The organism is Bacteroides sp. AF25-5LB (genome assembly GCF_003602965.1).
Classification (GTDB): domain Bacteria; phylum Bacteroidota; class Bacteroidia; order Bacteroidales; family Bacteroidaceae; genus Bacteroides; species Bacteroides uniformis.
In genome coordinates this window covers 1-4,294 of the sequence record NZ_QTMC01000036.1, presented here as the reverse complement: position 1 = coordinate 4,294, position 4,294 = coordinate 1, and the positions used below count along the sequence as shown (strand labels likewise).

The window sequence follows — 4,294 nt, the reverse complement described above, 5'->3', positions numbered from 1 at the left end:
CTTTTTGTTGCTCAGGTACTTAAAAAAAATATTTTATAATAGTGTTGCGGAATTAAGGGTATTCACCTGTAAGAAGTTACTAATGACAAAAAAGAAATTGCCCGTTCGTTTTACGGGTCAGCACTTTACTATTGATAAAGTGCTAATAAAAGATGCAATAAGACAAGCAAATATAAGTAATCAGGATACGGTTTTAGATATTGGGGCAGGCAAGGGGTTTCTTACTGTTCATTTATTAAAAATCGCCAACAATGTTGTTGCTATTGAAAACGACACAGCTTTGGTTGAACATTTACGAAAATTATTTTCTGATGCCCGAAATGTTCAAGTTGTCGGTTGTGATTTTAGGAATTTTGCAGTTCCGAAATTTCCTTTCAAAGTGGTGTCAAATATTCCTTATGGCATTACTTCCGATATTTTCAAAATCCTGATGTTTGAGAGTCTTGGAAATTTTCTGGGAGGTTCCATTGTCCTTCAGTTAGAACCTACACAAAAGTTATTTTCGAGGAAGCTTTACAATCCATATACCGTTTTCTATCATACTTTTTTTGATTTGAAACTTGTCTATGAGGTAGGTCCTGAAAGTTTCTTTCCACCGCCAACTGTCAAATCAGCCCTGTTAAACATTAAAAGAAAACAGTTATTTTTTGATTTTAAGTTTAAAGCCAAATACTTAGCATTTATTTCCTGTCTGTTAGAGAAACCTGATTTATCTGTAAAAACAGCTTTAAAGTCGATTTTCAGGAAAAGTCAGGTCAGGTCAATTTCGGAAAAATTCGGTTTAAACCTTAATGCTCAAATTGTTTGTTTGTCTCCAAGTCAATGGGTAAACTGTTTTTTGGAAATGCTGGAAGTTGTCCCTGAAAAATTTCATCCTTCGTAGTTCAAAGTCGGGTGGTTGTCAAGATGATTTTTCTGGTTTGGTGTCGTCTTTTAAGCTGCCGCATAACGAAAAATGGTAGCCGTAGTTGCCGGATTTACAGCACTTTCGTATCAATTTAGCACTTCGGTTCGTTAAAAGCACCAAAGTATCAAGTTGGCACGAAAGCCGGCAATTATCGGCTACCATATGTTAGTGGCATTTATCATTTCATTATATTCATTTGCTTTAACGCATTTTTTGTTACATTAATTCTCGATGAAATAAAATCATCAACATTCAATCCGTCTGTCGGAATTACATTTGTTGCAAAAAAATAAACATTAGATTTTGTTTCAACATAACCAACAAACCAACCATTATATTTTTCTTCTATCGAACTTAATCCAGTCTTACCGCTTAAAATGTAATTTTCAGTTCGCTCAATTTCCATAATATTTTTGACAATCTTTATTGTCCTATCAGAAATTGGAAATTTTGAAAAATAGAATTTCCTTAAAAAGTCGATTTGTTGTTTTTGAGATATTTTTGAATTTCCTTCAAGCCAAAAATTGTCAATCGTTAAACTGTCAAAAATCATATTTTTATACTCAAATTTTTCTAAATATTCTTTCATTTTAATTGTTCCGATTTTCCTTGCAATTTCCTGATAGCAAGGAACACAGGAAATTCTAAAAGCATCTTTAAATGATAAATCTTTTTCCCAAATATCCATTTTTCTCTGCTCGCCATTCCATTTTAAAATAGTTGTATCATTTTCAATAATGCCTAATTCAACAGCAATTATAGAATTTGGAATTTTGAATGTTGATGCAGGTAATTTTCCGTTTTTAGCCCAATCAAAGTCATTTGAGTAAAAAGTATTCTTGTCGTTATCATAAATTAGAATTGAACCATTTACTTGAAAACTATCTAAAATTTTGTCAAAATCAGAAATTTCTGTTTCAATTATGTTTTTATTCGTTGTTGTGTTACAGCAAACAAATAAAAATATCATTGAAATAAAAACTACAAATAAAATATTTTTCATTTATTGTCTAATTATCGTTTGTTTTTGTTGCCACTAACGGGAAACGCATTGGCGAAGTGGCGGATAAATTGGACAAAAAGTTCAATTTAGCAGTGACGTAGCCGATGTGTTTCCACAGAAGCTAAATTATTAAAAAAAGCTGAATGTGGAACACATTCGGCGGAATAAAATGCACAAAAGTTGAGTTTGGCACTTAACCCGCCATTTTGCCAATGCGATGTTATATGCCGTATTTTTTGATAAGATAATTTAAGTCAGCTTCGTTTAAAATTCTAATGTTTGCTTTTTTTGATTGGTTTAAGTCGTTTATTTTTTGGATTTTTGACCAACCACAATCTTCACCTGCAAAAACAAAATCTACTTTACCTGTTATTCCTGATTTTATTTGTCCACCAATTTTCATTAGAAAAGTTTTTATTTCTTCTCTTTCTATTGAAAAGTTGCCCGTAATAACTATTCCTTTTCCTATTAAATCAATGTTTTCAAGTTCGTTTTGAGTTATTTGATAATTTGATAAATGCTCTTCATTTTCTTCTAAAACATCTTCACTTGGTTGATTGAAATAATTATTATTTGTTTTAGGCTGGTCATCAATTTTTCTTATTAGTTCTTGATAACTTGGATACTTGTCAGTCAATTCGCCAAATATTAAAGCACAAAGTTTTGCATCGAATTCTGGGTCGTGATGATTTGTTACTTCTAAGTCCAAACTCTCTGCTAAATCTTTTATTTTTTTAGGCATCCCAAGTTTATCTGCAAATAACATTGTGTCAATATAACTTATGACATATGGTTTTAAATTATAATGTTCATATAGATTTTTCTGATTATCCGTTTATGCACCTGTTATATTCGCAATTACTAGTCTGTCAAAGAGTTTGTCTCCAAAATACCGTCTGTTTAATTTGTAAATAAACTCGTTGAGATACAACTGTAAGTATTTCCTTTTGATTTTATGGTAGTTGCCCAGCAATGTCCGTTTTGCATTACTGATTGCGATATGCACCCATTTGAGTGTTTCCTTGGTGGTTTTGGCGTCTGATTTCTCGGTGACGTGCAATTCCACCAGATCGGAGATGTCAACGTAAGAAGTGCTTTTGTCCGAAAATACGATGGCATCATCCTCCATGCAGTCCCTGACCACGCCGTTGATTCCTTCACTTTGATGGCTATCCAGTACCCTGGCCTTGAAATAACGCACATGCTTCTCCTTTTTGCCCGTTTCGATATCTTCCAACGGGGTGCTTTCGGCCATCACCGCAACGTTCTGCTTTCCCTCGGCTCCCCGGCCACGTGTACCCTTGCCTCGCTCGATTTCCTTACTGGCCACCGAAAAGTTAACGAATTCTTGCGGTTTCTTTCAGCGCCGCCAATACCGCCAGCCCGTCGCGCAAGGGGCGCGGCTCGTGTGTGCGGATGAAGTCAGCTCCACCTGCGGCGGCGGCAAGCTCTGCAGCGAGTGTCGCGGCCCCGACATCCCCCGGACCACGGCCTGTGAGCGCGCGCAGAAAGGATTTGCGCGAAACAGACAGAAGCACCGGCAAATCGAAGCGCAGCCGCAATTCATCGAACCGCGCCAGCACCGAGAGCGAGGTTTCGGGAGCAGCCCCCAGAAAAAACCCCATGCCGGGATCAAGGACAAGGCGGTTGCGTTTGATACCGGCACCCGTCAGCGCCGCGATGCGCGCGTCAAAGAACGCCGCAATGTGATCCATGATGTCGCCAGCGGGTGCCTCGCGCCGATCTGCCTGCCCGTCTTGCACCGAATGCATAACGACGAGTTTGGCAGATGATTTCGCCAATTGCGGATAGAACGCAGCGTCTGGAAAACCGCGAATATCATTGAGATAGGCCACACCACGCGACAAGGCATAGGCTTGCGTCGCGGGTTGATAACTGTCGAGCGAGACGGGAATGCCATCTGCCTTGAGCGCGTCCAGCACCGGCGCGATACGCGCGATTTCTGTGTCGGACGAAACAGGCGCGGCGTCGGGATTGCTGGATGCCGGACCGAGGTCGATCACATCTGCCCCCTCGGCCATCAGCTTACGCGCCTGCGCAATGGCTGCGTCTGGCGCCAGATACCGGCCTCCATCGGAGAAACTGTCCGAGGTTATGTTGACGATGCCGAAAATGATGAGCGATTTATTCATGGGGGCTTCTATAATAATACCTAAAATCCGCAGGTAGTTAATTAGGATGTTTAAAGATTCTGATTATCCGTTTATGCACCTGTTATATTCGCAATTACTAGTCTGTCAAAGAGTTTGTCTCCAAAATACCGTCTGTTTAATTTGTAAACCTTAATTCCGCAACACTATTATAAACCTTAATTCCGCAACACTATTATAAAATATTTTTTTTAAGTACCTGAGCAACAAAAA

Annotated in this window: 4 protein-coding genes and 1 pseudogene; 1 reads left to right on the top strand and 4 read right to left on the bottom strand. The window is 38.7% G+C overall.

The window, feature by feature from the left end; translation table 11 throughout:
- Positions 1–82 precede the first annotated feature (82 nt).
- Complete coding sequence (gene erm(F) / locus DWY57_RS20525) at positions 83–883, top strand: 23S rRNA (adenine(2058)-N(6))-methyltransferase Erm(F) (RefSeq protein WP_004295323.1); 801 nt, start codon at positions 83–85, stop codon at positions 881–883.
- 202 nt (positions 884–1,085) lie between these two features.
- Here erm(F) and DWY57_RS20520 read toward each other — a convergent pair whose 3' ends face one another.
- The 4 genes and pseudogenes from DWY57_RS20520 to sul2 form a co-directional block, all read right to left on the bottom strand.
- Positions 1,086–1,910 carry a class D beta-lactamase OXA-347 gene (locus DWY57_RS20520; RefSeq protein ID WP_004295324.1) on the bottom strand — a complete coding sequence of 275 codons (825 nt, stop codon included), beginning with the start codon at positions 1,908–1,910 and terminating at the stop codon, positions 1,086–1,088.
- A gap of 220 nt (positions 1,911–2,130) precedes the next feature.
- Entirely contained in the window at positions 2,131–2,676 is a 546-nt protein-coding gene (locus DWY57_RS20515; RefSeq protein ID WP_005807148.1) for a BRCT domain-containing protein, read from the bottom strand.
- Positions 2,677–2,745: 69 nt separating this feature from the next.
- Positions 2,746–3,246: pseudogene (locus DWY57_RS20510) on the bottom strand (IS1595-like element ISBbi1 family transposase); the annotation flags it as partial.
- Position 3,247: 1 nt separating this feature from the next.
- Entirely contained in the window at positions 3,248–4,063 is an 816-nt protein-coding gene (sul2, locus tag DWY57_RS20505) for a sulfonamide-resistant dihydropteroate synthase Sul2 (RefSeq protein ID WP_001043260.1), read from the bottom strand.
- Between the last annotated feature and the right edge of the window lie 231 nt (positions 4,064–4,294).

Bases quoted from the DNA above. Each gene is read 5' to 3' on its own strand.
- DWY57_RS20520 (WP_004295324.1), bottom strand. From the start codon at position 1,910: ATGAAAAATATTTTATTTGTAGTTTTTATTTCAATGATATTTTTATTT.
- DWY57_RS20515 (WP_005807148.1), bottom strand. From the start codon at position 2,676: ATGTTATTTGCAGATAAACTTGGGATGCCTAAAAAAATAAAAGATTTA.
- sul2 (WP_001043260.1), bottom strand. From the start codon at position 4,063: ATGAATAAATCGCTCATCATTTTCGGCATCGTCAACATAACCTCGGAC.